Annotated in this window: 11 protein-coding genes and 1 pseudogene; 10 read left to right on the top strand and 2 right to left on the bottom strand. The window is 65.6% G+C overall.

Features of this window, described 5'->3' with window-relative positions; all coding sequences use genetic code 11:
- The first annotated feature begins 58 nt into the window (after window positions 1-58).
- The 7 genes from AC0ZLC_RS05165 (at window position 59) to AC0ZLC_RS05135 (ending at window position 8,872) form a co-directional block, all read left to right on the top strand.
- Window positions 59-1,630 (top strand): ABC transporter substrate-binding protein, encoded by a 1,572-nt coding sequence (locus AC0ZLC_RS05165; protein ID WP_476750656.1) that lies wholly within the window; start codon window positions 59-61, stop codon window positions 1,628-1,630.
- Between the two features lie 14 nt (window positions 1,631-1,644).
- On the top strand, window positions 1,645-3,585 hold the full coding sequence (locus tag AC0ZLC_RS05160; protein ID WP_476750655.1) for a dipeptide ABC transporter ATP-binding protein: 1,941 nt from the start codon (window positions 1,645-1,647) through the stop codon (window positions 3,583-3,585).
- Complete coding sequence (locus AC0ZLC_RS05155; RefSeq protein WP_476750654.1) at window positions 3,573-4,733, top strand: mandelate racemase/muconate lactonizing enzyme family protein; 1,161 nt, start codon at window positions 3,573-3,575, stop codon at window positions 4,731-4,733. The genes AC0ZLC_RS05160 and AC0ZLC_RS05155 overlap by 13 nt, the downstream gene beginning before the upstream one ends.
- Window positions 4,730-5,554: an SDR family NAD(P)-dependent oxidoreductase gene (locus AC0ZLC_RS05150; RefSeq protein WP_476750653.1), complete on the top strand. Its 825-nt coding sequence runs from the start codon at window positions 4,730-4,732 to the stop codon at window positions 5,552-5,554. The genes AC0ZLC_RS05155 and AC0ZLC_RS05150 overlap by 4 nt, the downstream gene beginning before the upstream one ends.
- The gene (locus AC0ZLC_RS05145; RefSeq protein ID WP_476750652.1) at window positions 5,551-6,288 is read left to right on the top strand and encodes a ribonuclease activity regulator RraA; all 738 of its coding nucleotides are present in this window, start codon (window positions 5,551-5,553) and stop codon (window positions 6,286-6,288) included. The genes AC0ZLC_RS05150 and AC0ZLC_RS05145 overlap by 4 nt, the downstream gene beginning before the upstream one ends.
- Before the next feature lie 140 nt (window positions 6,289-6,428).
- Window positions 6,429-7,808, top strand: a complete 1,380-nt coding sequence (locus AC0ZLC_RS05140) for an FAD-binding oxidoreductase (RefSeq protein ID WP_476750651.1) — start codon at window positions 6,429-6,431, stop codon at window positions 7,806-7,808.
- Entirely contained in the window at window positions 7,805-8,872 is a 1,068-nt protein-coding gene (locus AC0ZLC_RS05135; RefSeq protein WP_476750650.1) for a (Fe-S)-binding protein, read from the top strand. The genes AC0ZLC_RS05140 and AC0ZLC_RS05135 overlap by 4 nt, the downstream gene beginning before the upstream one ends.
- Before the next feature lie 72 nt (window positions 8,873-8,944).
- Here AC0ZLC_RS05135 and AC0ZLC_RS05130 read toward each other — a convergent pair whose 3' ends face one another.
- Window positions 8,945-9,565 carry a GntR family transcriptional regulator gene (locus AC0ZLC_RS05130; protein WP_476750649.1) on the bottom strand — a complete coding sequence of 207 codons (621 nt, stop codon included), beginning with the start codon at window positions 9,563-9,565 and terminating at the stop codon, window positions 8,945-8,947.
- Window positions 9,566-9,968: 403 nt separating this feature from the next.
- On the opposite strand from AC0ZLC_RS05130, the gene AC0ZLC_RS05125 reads away from it, so the two are divergent.
- Together AC0ZLC_RS05125 and AC0ZLC_RS05120 are read left to right on the top strand one after the other, a co-directional pair.
- Window positions 9,969-10,763, top strand: coding sequence for an SDR family NAD(P)-dependent oxidoreductase (locus AC0ZLC_RS05125; protein ID WP_476750648.1), 795 nt, complete (start codon window positions 9,969-9,971; stop codon window positions 10,761-10,763).
- Window positions 10,764-10,826: 63 nt separating this feature from the next.
- Window positions 10,827-10,994, top strand: a pseudogene (locus AC0ZLC_RS05120) (transcriptional regulator); the annotation flags it as partial.
- 403 nt (window positions 10,995-11,397) lie between these two features.
- On the opposite strand, the gene AC0ZLC_RS05115 reads toward AC0ZLC_RS05120, so the two are convergent.
- A complete protein-coding gene (locus AC0ZLC_RS05115) occupies window positions 11,398-13,056 on the bottom strand; it encodes a right-handed parallel beta-helix repeat-containing protein (protein ID WP_476750647.1) in 1,659 nt (552 codons plus the stop codon).
- A gap of 1,202 nt (window positions 13,057-14,258) precedes the next feature.
- On the opposite strand from AC0ZLC_RS05115, the gene AC0ZLC_RS05110 reads away from it, so the two are divergent.
- Complete coding sequence (locus tag AC0ZLC_RS05110) at window positions 14,259-16,244, top strand: GH39 family glycosyl hydrolase (protein ID WP_476750646.1); 1,986 nt, start codon at window positions 14,259-14,261, stop codon at window positions 16,242-16,244.
- The last annotated feature ends 463 nt before the right edge of the window (window positions 16,245-16,707 follow it).

Below are 16,707 nucleotides of genomic sequence, written 5' to 3'. Positions count from 1 at the left end.
GGCCTACCTCCTCCCCCACACCTCCACCTGTCCGTACCGCGCAAAGGAAACGCTCGTCATGCAACTACCAGCCAACCCACTCCCGCGCCGCACGGTGCTGGCGGGGACCCTCGCGACCATGTCCATCTCCGCGGTCGCCGCTTGCAGCAACTCCTCGGGGTCATCGGGCGGCGCCTCGTCGGGAGGCACCCTGACAGTGGGCTTCGACAACGAACCACTGACCCTCGACCCGGCGATGAGCGCTGCCATCTCCTCCGACCGCAACGTGCTCAACCTCTTCTACGACACACTCCTGCGCCAGGACCGCGACGGCTCATTCGAACCCGCCCTGGCCAAGAGCTGGAAGAAGGACGACCGCTCCATCACCTTCACCCTGCGTGACGGCGTGAAGTTCCATGACGGAACACCGTTCGACGCCAAGGCGGTCGTCTTCAACCTCGAACGGGTGATGAACCCGGCCACGAAGTCGACCAAGGCCGGCGCGCTGTCGAAGATCAAATCCGTGAAGGCGTTCGGGCCTTCTACGGTGAAGATCAGCCTCAAGAGCCCGGACCCGCTGCTGCTGACCCACCTGGCGCATGAACCCGGCATGATTGTTTCCCCGAAGGCTGTGGACAAGTACGGTGCCAACTTCGGCCGCAACCCCGTGGGCACCGGTCCATTCACCTTCAAGCTGTGGCGCTCGAAGGTCCAGCTGACGGCGGAGCGCAACAAGGGCTACTGGGCGAAGGCGTCCGACGGCAGCGCGCTGCCCAAGCTGGACAAGGTGATCTACCGCTTCGTCACCGAGGCGAAGGTCCTGCGGGCAGAACTGTCCACCGATGGAGTGCAGTTGGTACGCGCCCTCCCCCCGGAGGAGTACCAGCAGCTCGAGTCGAACAGTTCCATTTCGATCAAGGACGAGGGTGTGCGACGCGCGTATTACGTGTCGCTCAACACGACCCGTCCTCCGTTCGACAACCCGGCGGTCAGGGCAGCCTTCGCTCAGGCAATCGACGTACGGGCCGTGGGCAAGGCAGCTGCCGGCAATGAGTTCGACGTGGCACCGTCGTTCGCCACGAAAAAGGACTGGTTCTACGACGGCAGCCTCCCCGTCCCCTCGTACAACCCCGACGCGGCACGTGAAGCCCTGGAACGGGCAACCAAGGGAAAGGGCGCGGCTGTGACGCTCCTGGCCAGGCGTCGTGCACCGGACCCCACCATCGCCGAACTGTTGCAGAACCAGCTGAAGAAGGCCGGCTTCACTGTCGAGGTCGCGGTCCTGGAGTTCCAGACGATGCTCGAGCGCCTCCTCAAGCACGACTTCGACGCCGGCATGCTGGTCATCGACATTCCGCGCCTGGACCCCTCCCTGTCCTTCGACCCGTACTTCTCCAGTGCCGGACCCAACAACTGGTCGGGCATCAAGGACACCAAGCTGGACGGTCTGCTCGAAAAGGGCCGCACCACAGAAGACCAGGCCGAACGCAAGAAGATCTACGTCGACATCCAGCGACGGCTCCTCGACCAGAACTACTGGATCTTCCTCCACCAGCCGAAGTCGCCTCTGATCAACAGCAGCAGGCTGAAGGGCGTTGTTCTCAACGTCGACGGCCAGGTCCGCCTCGACCAGGCCCACCTGACTTCCTGAAGGACGTCCCACACATGAGCCTTCTTCACGTCACCGACCTCGGAGTCACCTTCCACCCGACACAAGGCCCGCCGGTACGGGCCGTCGACAGCGTGTCCTTCCACGTCAACGCCGGCGAGATCCTCGCCGTCGTCGGCGAGTCCGGATCCGGGAAGACCGTGACTGCGCTGAGTCTCCTCGGCCTCACACCTGAGCCTCCGGGATGCAGCACGACCGGAAGCATCACCCTCGAGGACACCGACCTCCGCACCCTGGACAGCCGTGGCTGGCGTGCCACACGGGGCGCAGAGGTGGCCATGGTCTTCCAGGACCCGAGCTCCGCGCTCAATCCTCTGCTGACCATCGGCACTCAGATCATGGACGCGGTCCGCGCTCATGAAACGGTAACCCGGGACCAGGCACGTCGGCGCGCCATCGAGTCGCTGGCGCTGGCCCGGATGACCGAACCCGAGCGCAGGCTCAAGCAGTACGCACACGAGCTGTCCGGCGGTATGCGCCAACGTGCGGCGATCGCGTTGGCCATCGCCGCACGCCCGCGGCTGCTGATCGCCGATGAACCGACGACCGCACTGGACGTCGGTGTCCAGGCCGGCATCCTCGCGATGTTGAGGTCCCTGTGCGACGACCTCGGCATGGGTCTGATCCTCATCACCCATGACCTGGGGGTCGTGGCCGAACAGGCCGACCGTGTGTGTGTCATGTACGCAGGCCGCATCGTGGAATCGGGGCCCACCGCGGAGGTCCTCGGGAACCCACGGATGCCTTACACCCAGGCGCTCCTTGCTGCAACTCCGCGCCTCGATTCGCCCGCGCGGCAGCGCCTGTCGTCCGTCACAGGGCAGCCACCGAACCTGGCTGAGCGGCCCCCGGGGTGCTCCTTCGCCCCTCGATGTCCCCTCGCCACGTCGGACTGTACGCAGAAGGTGCCGGAGCTGATCCCGCTCAGCAATGATCACGCGGCTGCCTGTTTGTTCGCCGATGCTCCACAAGAGCGGCTTCACCGCCCTGCTCCTTCCCCGTCGATGACGGTGGCAAAGTCCGCGGCAGGCTCCGCGAACCGGTCGGAGCCGGACGAGGCACTGGCTGAGTTCGAGGCCGTCGAACTCCACTACCCCGAACGCAGCGGACCTTTCAGACGCGTGACAAGCCATGTGAAGGCCGTACAGCAGGTGAGCCTGCGAGTGATGCCAGGCCAGACACTGGCGCTCGTGGGTGAATCCGGTTCGGGCAAGACCAGTCTGACCAAGATGCTGCTGCGCCTGGAGCGCCCTACCGGCGGTACGGTGCGCTTCGACGGCATCGACGTCACCCGGCCGAACTCAGCCGAACTGCGGCGCCTCCAGCGGGAGGTGCAGGTGGTTTTCCAGAACCCCTACGCCAGTCTCGACCCGCGGATGACGGTACGGCAGACGCTTGCCGAACCATTGCGGGTGCACGGCCTGGACCACGCCGAGGCGGACCTCGCACGACTGCTGGCCGACGTGGGGTTGGATGCAGGGGCGTTGAACCGCTTTCCCTCAGCCTTCTCCGGAGGCCAGCGCCAGCGCATCGCCATCGCCCGTGCCCTTGCGTTGCGTCCACGGCTGATCGTCTGCGACGAGGCCGTGAGCGCACTCGACGTCTCGATCCAGGCACAGGTGCTGAACCTGCTGGCTGACCTGCAGGCTCAGCACGGAATCGCCTACTTGTTCATCACCCACAACCTGGCGGTGGTCAGGTCTGTAGCCCACCGGATCGCAGTCATGCGCAACGGCCGGCTCGTGGAACAAGGGCCGGCCGAGCAGATTTACGACTCCCCTGCACACGAATACACCCGGGAACTGTTGTCCATGGCGCCGGGCCACCCCACCTCGGTGGCAAGCCCCGGCACGGCAGGCGACGGCCTCGGCCGGCTTGACCGTACGTCCATGCAGGCATCGCCCGATGAGGAAAGGAGCGCCGCATGGCCCAGATAACTCGGGTCCGGCTCACTTCGATCAACACTCCCCGCCACAACAGCATCACCTGTGGGCACGTTCTCGTGGAAATCTTCACCAGCGACGACTCGCTCGTCGGGCTGGGAGAGATGTCCGACCTGCAGCACCTCCCCCGGTTCCACTTCGATGTCCCTGAGCTGGAATCCACTCTCAACGAGCTGCTGGTCGGTCTCAATCCGCTGCAGCTGACCGAGATCGAGCGCCGCCTGGAGGCCAATTTCCCCCAGGCCGGGTACATCTACGACAAGAGCCGCGCCATCAAATGCGGTGTGGACATCGCCATCTGGGACCTCTCGGCGAAGATCCTCGGCCTGCGGGTCTGCGACCTGCTGGGCGGCGCCGTGCGCGACTCGGTACCCATCGCCTACCCCATCTTCCGCCAGCAGCAAGAAGAGGACGTCGAGCGGAACCTGGCGATGGTCGAGCGCCGGCTGTCCGAAGGTTTCCAGTACTTCCGGGTCTATGTGGGGCGTGACCTGCGGTTGGATGAGCTGTTCCTGCGGACCGCCCGTGAGCGTTTCGGTGACCGCATCACCATCAAGTCCTTGGATTTTTCCAATCTGCTGGATTCCAAGGCAGCCTGCAACTTCGTCGACCGCGTCCATGACGTGGGATTCGATCTCGTCGAGGCTCCGGCACCCAATCACGACGTGCGAGGCCTCGCCTACGCCAGGGGCCGGCTCCCCGTCCCCATCAGTGAGCACGTCTACGGCTACCGCTGGGCGCTCGACCTGGTCGGCGCCGATGCGGTCGATGTGTTCAATGTGAGCGTCATCGCCATCGGAGGCATCACGCCTGCCCGCCGGATCTTCGCCATCGCCGAGGCAGCCGGCAAGTCCTGCCTGATCGGCACCACTCAGGAACTCTCGATCGGAACCGCGGCGGCAGCACATGTGGCGATGGCCATGCCTGCGGTGACAGTGCCGAGCGACCCCGTGGGGCCGTTGCTCTACACACGTGACGTGGTCGAGCAGCCGGTGAGCTACGTCGGCGGCCACCTGCACGTACCGGGCGGCCTGGGCCTCGGCATGCGCCTGGACCCCGACCTGGTTCAAGACTCGGCCTCTCCGCTGACGTGGGCGAAGACCGACGCAGGTGCAGTGGTGGACCGTAAGGCGCAGTCGTGAATGGCCGCTTCGACGACAAGGTCGTGCTGGTCACCGGAGGAGCACGCAACATCGGCTTCGCCATCGCCGAGCGCTTTGCCGCAGAAGGAGCCGCTGTCGCCGTCAACAGTGACAACGAACAGGAAGCGGCGGCCGCTGTGGCCGCACTGCGCGGACGTGGTTTCCGTGCCGCTGCCTGTCCCGGGGACGTGTCCCAGGCAGGGCAGGTCGAAGAACTCGTCGTGCACGCCCAGGAGGAACTGGGCGGGCTCGACGTCCTGGTGAACAACGCTGCTGTTCCGATGCTCGGCCGTACGAGTCTGCTGCAACTCGACCCGGATGACTGGGACCGTAGCTTTGCGGTGAACGCGCGCGGGGTGTTCCTCTGCTCTGCCGCCGCAGCGCGCCTGATGCCGCCCGGTTCCAGCATGGTGAACATCTCGTCGATCGGCGCTACACGAGCGCACCGCGGATGCATCGCCTATGACGCCACCAAGGGCGCCGTGGAAGCGGTTACCCGTGCGATCGCTCTCGAACTCGCCCCGCAAGGAATCCGCGTCAACGGGGTTGCTCCCGGCGCGATCGCCAACGACCGCTTCGCGGCACTCAGTGCACAAGAACAACAGACTCGTGCAGCCCCGGTCCCCACAGGCCGCGTCGGCACGGGCGAGGACGTTGCCGGCGTCGTCACCTTTCTCGCGTCGGCTGACGCCGCATACGTCACCGGTCAGGTCATCACGGTGGACGGCGGACTCACCGCTCAGGCCCGGCCTGCCGGAGCCGACCCCTCTCTGGATGCTTCCAGTACTTCTCATTCTCCTTCCGAAGGGCACACCACATGACCGAGTCGCAGCAGGCCCCGCTCGACCCCCACGACCTCGCCGCGCTCGGCCGTGCCAGCACGGCCACCATCACTACCCAGCTCTTCAAGCACGGGTTGCGCAACACTTTCCTTCCAGGACTGCGCTCCCAGAGCCCGAACGCTCCCAGGATGGTCGGTGAGGCATTCACTCTGCGGTACATCCCGGCCCGTGAGGACATCGATGTGCTGGAAGTCTTCGACGACTACGATCACCCGCAGCGCAAGGCCGTCGAACTCGTCGGCCCCGGTCAGGTGCTCGTGATCGACTGCCGCGGAGACGGCCGCGCCGCTTCAGCCGGCCACATCCTTCTGACGCGTATGGCAGCGCGCGGCGCGGGCGGCATCGTCACCGACGGCACTCTTCGTGACATCGACGGCATCAGCCGACTGGACCTCCCGGTCTTTGCGACCGGTGCCGCAGCCATGACCAACCTCGCCCTCCATCACGCGGTTGATCTGCAGGTACCCATCGGCTGTGCCGGCGTTCCGGTCTACCCGGGAGATGTCATGGTGGGTGACGGTGACGGCGTGGTCTGTGTCCCCCGCCACCTCGTGCCGGTCATTGCCCGGGCGGCAGCCGAGCAGGAGCAGCTGGAGGCCTATCTGCAGCAGCGAGTGGCCGAAGGCGCTCCCCTGCGGGGAACTTATCCCGCTGACGCAAGGACTCTGCAGGCGTACGACCAGGCTCGGGGGCCGGTCGAGGTCAGCAGCTGAGGTCCGCCCGGGAGACGTGCCGATGTACGACTCGCTGATCCTTGTCACCCACTGGGCTACGGCCCGGCTCTAGCAATCCCGCCGGTCGTTGCTGCGAAGGCACGCGTTTTCGCAGCAACGACCGGCACCGGAGACACCTCATGGATGCTGCACTCCACCAACAGCTGCGGTCTATCGTCGGCTCCGACAACGTTCGGGACTCCGAGGGTGAACTGACGCCCTACGGCCGTGACGCCACTCCCTTGTTCTTCAGACGCCCGGATGCTGTGGTCTTCCCCAGCAGCACCGAAGAAGTTGCTGCGGTGCTTCGGCTGGCCACGCGACGCACAGTTCCTGTAGTTCCTCGAGGAGCCGGGTCGAATCTGTGCGCGGGCACCGTAGCGCTGCAGGGCGGCATCGTCCTGGCTCTCACTCGGCTCAACCGGATTCTCGAACTCAGTCCGCCCGAACTCCTGGCCCGGGTGCAGCCCGGAGTGACCAGTGCCGCTCTGGCTTCCGCCGCTTCCGCGGAAGACTTGCTGTGGGCGCCGGACCCTGGCAGCCGCACCGTGGCCACCGTGGGCGGCACCATCGCGACCTGCGCTGGAGGGCTTCGAGGCCTGAAGTACGGCGTGACGCGCAACTACGTACTGGGGCTCGAAGCCGTTCTGCCCACCGGTGAGGTCATCCGCACGGGCGGCAGACTGAACAAGGACGTCGCCGGCTATGACCTCACACGCCTGTTGACCGGATCCGAAGGAACCCTGGCTGTCATCACCGAGGCAACGGTGGCTCTGCGTCCAGCACCGGAGGCCAGCGGCACAGGTGTGGCGTACTTTCCCACTCTGGCAGATGCAGGACGGGCCGTCACTTCCATCATCGCCGGTGGTCTACTGCCCGCGACCCTCGAGTTTCTCGATCGCTGGTGTATCAACGCCGTCGAGGACTTCGCGCACTTGGGGCTTCGGACCGATGCCGGGGCTCTGCTGCTCTTCGGGGATGACGGGGAGCCGGAGGCAACGCAAGGGGCGTTGGCTCGCATGAGTGACGCATGCGTCGTCGCCGGAGCACTGGAGGTCACGACCGCGGCGCAGGTCACGGAAGCGGAAGCACTTCTGGCGGCTCGTCGGTGCACCTTGCCCGCCCTCTCTCGGCTCGGTGGTCTGACGATCCTTGAGGACGCCACCGTCCCCCGGCCTCGCATTGCCGAAATGGTCGAGCGGATCAGCGAGATCGCCGACCGTTACAGCATCCCCATCGCGACATTCGGTCACGCCGGTGACGGCAACCTCCATCCCACATGCGTACTCGACTCACCAGATGACACCGAAGCCGTACAGCGGGCGGAGTTCGCATTCAAGGACATCTTTTCTGCGGCCATGGAACTGGATGGAACCATCACCGGCGAGCACGGAGTCGGCGCGGCCAAACTGCCGTACTTGGCTCAGCAGCTCGGTCAAGCCCAGATGTCACTCCTGCGCCGCCTCAAGACAGCCTTTGATCCTGCCGGCATCCTCAACCCCGGAAAGCTTGGTTCATGAAGGACCCGATCTTCAATGCGGACCAACTCTCGCGATGCATCTCCTGCGGGTTCTGTCTGCCGGCCTGCCCCACCTATGCCCGGACAGGCGACGAAGCCTCGTCACCGCGCGGGCGGATCACACTCATGCGATCGCTCCAGGACGGCGAACTCTCCCCCAACGACCCCGTTCTGAGAGAGCAGGCCTCGTTCTGCCTCGGTTGCCGCGCCTGCGAACCCGTCTGTCCGGCCGGGGTGGAGTACGGGAGCCTGTTGGAACAGTGGCGGGATCACCAATGGCAAGGTACCCAGCGCCCTTGGCTGGCGGCCGTGCTGAGTTTCATCGCCGCCCGTCGCGGCCTCATACGCCTCTTGGGAATGGTTCGCGGGGCAGCACGGGACCGACGACCTGCTGCCCACGACGGCCAGGGCAACCAGGATTCCCTGATGCTGGGCTGCTATGAGCGGATATTGTTCCCGCGTGTCAGCCGCGCCGCGCGGTCGCTGGTCCGCGGGTTGTCGGTGCCTGCTCGACAAGGCTGCTGCGGGGCCCTGCACGCACACAACGGTGATCTTGCAGCCGGCGAGCGCATGGCGAAGCAACTGGGGCAGGATCTGACTGGGACGATCGTGACCACGTCCGGTGGATGCGCTGCGCACATCGCATCGGTCCTCGGGCGTGAACGGGTACGTGAGCTGTCTTCCTACCTTGCGCCGCAGGCGGTCACGGGAGAGGTCCGCCTCGAAGGCCGGCGCGCTCGAGTAGCCCTCCAGGACTCGTGTCACCTGCGAAACGGGCTGGGCATTGTCGCCGAGCCGAGAGCTCTGCTTTCGCAGGTAGCTGATTACGTGGAGCTGCCGTCTGCCGGTACTTGCTGCGGTGCCGCAGGGACTTATGCCCTGCTGAGGCCCAAGGATTCGCGGACCATTCTGGACGCCAAGCTCGATGAGATCGCCGCAGCAGAGGTGGACTACGTCGTGGCGGTCAATCCAGGATGTCTCAGGCAGTTGCAGACGGGACTTCGCCGCCGCCACTCCGCTGTGCGGGCCATTCACATCGCGGACTTCCTCCTGCTGCGTGAGTGAGTGCGCCCGTCACCGCGCTGGTGTGGCCGCCTCGCGGTGGCCACACCAGCGTTCCCGGCTCCAGGATCATGATCACGTTCCTTCGGTCAGAGCCCCCGCCAGCGTGTTTTCCGCCTTGCGGATGTGCTGGCGAGTCAGTCGCTCAGCCAACTCCGCGTCTCCCTGCTCGACCGCCTCCAGGATGGCTGCGTGCTCGGAGGCTTCCTGCTCGAACGTTGCGCGCAAGCGCCAGCCCAGCCCTGCCACAAATGCGGTCAGGTCCTGGAGCTGATCCAGGAAGTTGCACAGGAACGTGTTACCGCAAGCTGTGTAGAGCTCACGGTGGAAGCGGCGGTTTGCCGCTCCGAGCCCTTGCGTCTCGCCTGCACCGACAAGCGCCGCGGCGTCCGCGAACGCTTTACGGGCGCCGTCGTGGCGAGTGGCTCCCAGACGCTCAGCCGTCATGCGAACAGCTGCCGGTTCGGTGGTGGCGCGTGCGGTGTAGAGCTCGTGAACGAGCAGGTCGTCCGGCGAGCGCACACTGACACCCTGGTAGGCGTTGATCACTACCAGTCCGGATGACTGCAACTGCTTGAGTGCTTCCCTCACCGGTGTCTTCGACACCCCGTACAACTCGGCGATCTCCCGCTCCACCAGCGGACGACCAGGCTGGAGGGCGCCTTCAAGGATGGCTTGGCGCAGAGCGTCGCGCACCCGGTCCGTCCTGGATGCGGGCTGACGCAGGGGTGGGAGAACGACAGAGGCTGGGGGGCTGCCCGGGACCCGCGGGGTGGCATCCATGTTCGACATACTGGGATCGTGGTATACCGCGACGCCAGGTGCAACCTACACGGACCACTTTTCTCACTCGGCGAAAGCAGAGGAGACCGTTTTGTACAGCTTCGCAGACGAGCAGCGGCGGAGGGACGGGGTCCCCGCAGTGGTTGGCTCCGGAAGTCCTTCGGGGTTGCCGTGGAGACGGGTCGTGCGCGTCGAGGCGTCGGACGTCCAGGGCGGTGTGGTGGAGGCTGTCTCGGCTGCCTGCGTAAGGGGGCTCCGGGAGACCCATGTTCATCTGGCCCTGGCTGGCCCGAAGGCCCGCGGCGAAGCTGTGGTCATGACCGACAGCAACAGTAATGTGACGGGTTTCCACGACCGTGTCGTCCTGATCACCGGCGGAACCAGCGGGATGGGCCTGGCAACCTCGCGTCTGCTCCTGGAAGCCGGCGCCCATATCGTCATCACCGGCCGCGACGATACCCGCCTCGACCGCGCAGCCGAACAATTGCACAAGGCGTCCGACCAGGGCGCCCGTCTGTTCACAGTCCGGGCCGACTCCGCCAACCTCACCGATCTCGACCGCTTGGCTGCCCTGATCCGTGAACGCCACGGACGTCTGGACGGGGTGTTCGCCAATGCCGGGGTCGGCGTGTTCCAGCGCAGTGGCGAGGTCACTGAGCAGGACTTCGATCTCAGCGTCGACGTCAACTTCAAGGGGGTGTTCTTCACGGTCCAGAAGGTGCTGCCGCTGCTCGACGTGGCAGGTGGCGGTTCCATCGTGATCAATGCCTCCTGGACCCTGCACCGAGGCCTGGCAGTCGCACCGGTGTACGCGGCCACGAAGGCCGCCGTCCACAATCTGGCCCGCACTCTGGCCAGTGATCTCGCCGGGCGCGGCATCCGGGTCAACTCGGTCAGCCCGGGCTACATCGTCACCGAGATGTTCGACGCCGCCAACCCGGACCCTGCCTCGCACGATGCCATCCGCGCCCAGGTGCCGCTGAGGCGGCTCGGCCAGGCCGAGGACATCGCCGAGACCGTGGCCTTCCTCCTCTCCCCACGGTCGTCCTACATCACCGCCCAGGACATCGCCGTCGACGGAGGCCTGGTGACCGCCATCCCCGCCTCCTGACAGTGGGTGGCTGCCCTGGCCCCGTCAGGGCAGCCACCCATCACGACCGGCCACAGTCGTCGCGTGAGCGCAGCCGGCAAGCTGGGCGAGTTCCTCCGCGCCCGCCGCTCCCTCTCACACCTCGAAGACGTTGCCCTGCCGGATTTCGGAGGCCGGCGCCGGGTCGCGGGCCTGCGCCGCGAGGAGATCGCGCAGCTCGCCGGAGTGAGCGTCGACTACTGCACCCGGATACGTCCTGAACAGCAGACCGACGAGTAGAGCACCGCAGACCGGCGGGCCCCGTCCCGGCGGATACTCGCCCACCCGTCCGTGCCGCGTGGCGGACCTGCATTGTCGGCGCAGGGTGCCTGCCGCCGTTGCGTGTGCCAGTAACTACTCGCTCCGCACCGGGATGACGCTGCCCCGCCGACAGCAGAGCCTGAAGGACTTCGGCCGGCAGGGGCCACCTTCAAGCCCTCGGCGGAGGTCGGTACGGAAACGTCTGGTCCAGCCTCAGCTGGACCAGACGAGTGGGGCCGTTTCACGGATCATGCACCGTGAGCCCGGCGTAGCACTGGGACCGTAACTCGGTGGATGCAGTCAGCTCTTGATGCCGCGTGCCACGCCGGGAGCGATGTCGCTGCTGTCAGTAGTCCTACCGATTCGAGTGGCGGGGATTCTTGCGTCGCCGCGTGAAGAAGACGAGGGCGGCACCGCCGAGGAGGACGAGGACGCCTGCTGCCGCCGGCGCGAGGTCTGCGCCGGTCTCCGCCAGGTCTCCGGAGTCATCGCTCTTCACCTCTCCCCTGGCCTTGCCCTGCGCCTCAGCGCGGGCGCTGCCCTGTTCCTTGCCCGTACCATTTTCCTGCACCGGTGCCGGCTCAGTCATGGGCCTGTCCGCGGGGGCTTCGGATGTACTGCCGTCCGAAAGTCCCGTCTCATCAGTCGACGCCGTGCCGGCGAGAGCCAGAGCACCCCGGTCAGGCCTGGTGTCCGACCGGCGGACTCCGGCGAAGTCAGTAGCGGCCTGCGGGAAGGGCGTACCGGTGCCGGCTGCAGGCGAGCCCTTCTTGAGACGGAAGTCCGCAGACGCCGGGTCCGTGCTTTCCTTCTCGAACTTCGGATTTGCGGCAATGTCGTGAGGACCCCGCACCTCAGGCTTCTTGCCGTTGAAGTACAGGTTGTAGTCGTAAGTGACGTCGACGTTCTTGTGCTTGGAGTTGGTGGGTCCGCCGGGGCGCCCGTAGGAGACATTGTTCAGAAGCCGTACGTCTCGACTGTCGACGGCGTAGATTCCGGCGTAGCCCGCCATGCGAGTGCTGCGCGAGTTCTTGTAGGCCGTGTTGTTGACAATGTCAACATGCTGGCTCTTGAAGGAGTGAATTCCGGAGCCGCCGTTGTTGAACGAGACATTGTTGGCGACCAGGACGCGCCCCTGATAGTCAGGGCCGGTACCCGCAGGCTTGCCCTTCAGGGTGTCGATGATGATGCCGTTGCCGTCGGAGTAGCAGTTGCATGATTCCCACTTCACCTTCGTCTCATTGTCGTAGGAGACGTTCCCGGTGATGCGGATCTTGTACTGCTTGCCGTCGCCTCGGTCTGAGTCCAGCGCCCTCAGGATGGATATGCCACTGGTGGCATAAACCGTGTACCAGGAGTTGGAGTGCACCTGGTTGCGGTCGATCACCACGTGATCGGCATCGATCGCGGAGATGCCGGCCCCGGGGCAGTGATGCACGTGGTTCCCGGTGATGGTGATGTGATGGGGCGCCGCTCCCGTTTTCGTGTTCTTCGATGCGTTCAGGCAGTTGGTGTTGAAGTCCGGTTCCTTCGGCTTCGAACGCCGTTCCGCGTCCGCCAGGGAAAGATTGGCACTGTTGCCCTTGATCTCGAGGCCGGTCACCGTGATGTAGGAGGCACCTGAGATATTGATGCCATTCCAAGCGCGGACCGGGTTGATAATCGGCTTCTGTCCGGGAGCTGCGCGGTAAGTGACGGGCTTCCCTGGGCTGCCCGAGCGGGTGATGTTCACTACGTCGTGCCCCCGCGCAGCCTCGCGGAAGGTGCCGCTCATGAGGAGAACGGTGTCACCCGGTCGCGTCAGGTCCGCAGCCTTCTGCAGGGTCCGGAAAGGCCTTCCAGCGGATGTACCCGAGTTGCCGTCCGAACCGGACGGACTCACGTAATACGTATGGACGGCGGCGGTTGCCGTGCCCGCGCCCGCCAGGAGACCGGCCGGCAATAAAGCGGCAGTGACGGCCAGAGGCAACTTCAGGGCGCGCATGCGGCGGTGGTTCATGGATGCCTTTCTCATTTGGGAATGCACCTTGGCTACCCCACAGGGCTTGGCCAAAGGTCCAGCCTCGACAACAAAGGTCAGGCGTGGTGGTTGCGATCGCGACAGGACCAGCGCACCCCTCGACTCGGCAGGACAGCCGGTCGGGCTCATCTAGCTGTACGCACGGTGGCGTTCGCCGGAGTCCGGGTCGAGTAGTGCACTGAAGGAGAAACTACATACGCCGATCTCTCCGACCAGGTCCCGTCTGTGCACCGCAAGTTACGCGGGTGACAGTTGCAGAAGCGGTCCGCGACGACAAGAGGGGACAGTGAGTAAGTCTTCTGACTGTCCATCACATCGTTGTGCGAGCGTGCGCCTACCGACTCCGGCCATGGTCGCCCTCACACCGTGGCCGGGAAATGATCCCGGTCAGCACTGGACCTGCGGTGATCAACTCCTCCCGTGTGCGGGCCCCCGGCGCGGCCACAAAGCCGGCCCGGCCCGGTCGACCGCGCACGTCCGGACAGCAGAACACCACGTCTTCACCCACGGGCAGAGCATCTGCCCTGTCGCCGACCGGCGGCATTCGCAACGACGTCACCACGTTGCTGCCGCTGCTGAACGGAGCGCCCACGTGTCCTCAAAGTGTGTAGACAGCCCGTTCCGCCACGAAGCCGACAAGCAGTCCGCGCCTTCTGATGCTCACTCAACTCGCAGACCTGATCAATGAGTCGGGCCGCCTGCGGCTACCACGCGAGGTCGGCTCTGAGGCATGACATGCGCTCCGCCGGACAGCTGCTGGCACCCTTTTTGGCATCGTACGTGGCCCATTGCTACGGCTGCAGCGCCTCACGAATTCAAGTACATGACGCCAGAGGGTTGTTTCGTGGCATCCTGATATACCAGCATGCCGCCATGCCACGTCGAGTCCAGTCGTTGCCCTTTCGCGCGTCACCCCTCCTGGCCGTGGCTGTCTCCCCTGCCAACTCGAGTCCAGCAGTCCCCACCGGGCAGCGGGCATCACAAGGCCTCCAGCAGTGATGCCGCTGAACCTCGCAGTGAAGTAGGCGCGCCTTGAAGGGCGAGTACTCCATCTCCGGCCGCGGTGCCCGCACGGGTAGCAGCGACGACAAGGCGTACTGCACCGCCCCGCTCTTCCCCGACACGACCCACCGGACCGCCGCGTGCCGGCTCCAGGGCCACTGGTCTGCGGCTGACCCCAGAAGGAAGGCAACAACGTGACCACCTCCTCCCCTGCACCCAGGAGAGCCCTCACGCTCCTGGCCGCCAGCGCACTGGTCGGCGGCTTGATCACTTCCGCCGCGTCCTCAACCGCGGTCGCCTCCGATGTCACGGGCGACTTTGAGGCCACCTCGCCGGGCGCCGTTCCTTCCGGGTGGTCTGTGACGACTGCCGGGGGGGCTGCCACGGTGGAAGAGGTCCCCAACACGGTGGACCGAAGTCTGCGTCTCCGAGACACCTCCACCGACGCTCCCGTCACGGCGAGCGTCTCCTTCGGCACCACCCCGTCGACGGTCATCGCGGGTTTCCGGCTGCGCGCCGCCCAGCCCTCGGCGACTGTGGGCGTACACCTCGACAGCACAGGCGGCCACAGCGTCACCGTGGCCATGGGCGCGAACGGGCGCCTGTACACGTACGACGGCCGCACCAGGGTCGACTTGGGGACCTATGCGGCCGACCGGTGGTACGACATCAGAGTGGTGGCTCAGCCCTCGACCGCAACCGCCGACGTGTACATCGACGGCGCCCGGAAGGCGACGCGTCTGGCATTCCGGACCACGACGACCACCCTGGAAGGCCTTCAGGCCGGCATCTCCACCGCTGACACGGGCACTGCTTGGCTGGATGACGTACGCACTGTCACCGAGGGCACACCTCAAGGCTGGTCACACATCGGTTCCGTCGCTCCCCGTACAGCACGGCAGGTCGGTGACTCCAAACTGCTCATCGGCGCGGAGACACTGGACCGCGATTACACCAACTACCAGGCGTTCGCTCCCTACTTGGGCGAGCTTGGCGCCACTCGCGTCAGGCTGCAGGCGGGTTGGGCAAGGACGGAGAAGACCAAGGGGGTCTATGACTGGACCTGGCTCGACAAGATCGTCAATGATGCGGCCAGCCGTGGAGTCAAACCCTGGGTCCAGTTGTCGTACGGCAATGGCCTCTACGCCGGCGGCGGCGGATCGGGGCTCGGCGGTCACATCCCCGACTCAGAGGAAGCACTGGCCGCGTGGGATGCCTGGGTGAGCGCCGCGGTGAAGCGCTACAAGGGCAAGGTCACCGAGTGGGAGATCTGGAACGAGCCCAATCTCGCCGGCATCCCGGTGAACGACTACACCGACTTCTTCATTCGCACGGCCAACCTCGTCCGCGCAGAGCAACCCAAGTCCATCATCTACGGGCCCGCTGAAGCCGGTATAGACGTGGCCTACGTCAAGGACTTCCTGGTTCGCCTTTCGGAGCAGAAGAAGACCGACCTGCTGGATGGTGTCAGCTACCACCCGTACAACCCCAACCCCGACGATGCCTGGACCTACGGGCAGGTGGAGAGGGTCAAGGCACTGATCGAGCAGTACGATCCCGGGACAGTGCTGCGGCAGGGTGAAAACGGGGCACCAAGCAGGCCCGGCAGCTTCGGCGCCCTCGGCGATCTGGACTGGACCGAACTCAGCCAGACGAAGTGGGTTCTACGCCGAGTTCTGAACGATCTCGGACGTGGCATCAGCAGCAGCGTCTTCAGTATTTCGGACCTTCACTACCCCTCGAAGATCAACAGCAAGGGTCTTCTGCAGACCAACAGCGACAAGAGCATTCGCTACGCGAAGCCCGCTTACTACGCGGTCCAGACCGTTGCCTCGATCATCGACAACACGGTGACGCCGATTCCTGACTACAACTGGAGTGCCTCACCCAGTACGCCTCTGACCGTGCAAGCTTTCGCCAAGCGCAATGGCGGTCGGCAGGTCGTCGGCGTGTGGTCCGGAGCGGCCAGGCCCAGCGAAAGCAACACCCGCACGGCGACGGACCTGACGTTCACCGCCGGAAACTTCAAGGATCCGGTCTACGTGGATGTACGCACGGGTGCCGTCTACGACATTCCCGCCTCGGACTGGTCACAACAGGGCGACAGGTACACCTTCAAGAACGTACCCGTGTACGACTCTCCCGTGCTGATCGCGGACCGTTCCGCCGTCGAGTTCTAGAGGCTGCCGGCCCCTGCCCACGCAGGGCGGGGGCCGGTCCCATGCACTACCGGTCGAGCTTCCCACGGACTCCGAAGGCTCGGCCGGAATCGATCTTCGACCCCGAGCTCGCACAACGCCGGAGCGACAGAAGAACGCGCGCCGTCTTCCCGGCTCCGACTAGACCTGTTGATCTTGCGGCTGAGCCTGGTCTGCCGGTCGGTCCGTCGCGGGGAAGGGACAGTCGCGGCCCTGGACCGTCTCGGATGAGCTGTGTTCGCTCACTGAGCCGTTGCTGCGCGATCCGGGCCCTGAGCGGGTGAAGGGCCCGACCAGGAGTGCCGGACCGGCAGACCGGCGCGGGATCCTGTTCGTGTTGCACACCGGTGTCCAGTGTGGGAGTACCTGCCCCAAGAGCTGGGGCTTCGGTGCCGGCACGACCTGCCTGCGGCGCCTGGCCACTTGGAAGGAGCCGTCGTCCCGG

Source organism: Streptomyces sp. GLSS-08, assembly GCF_056387915.1.
The sequence above is the reverse complement of the archived record's forward strand: the minus strand, read 5'-3'. Positions and strand labels throughout refer to the sequence as shown.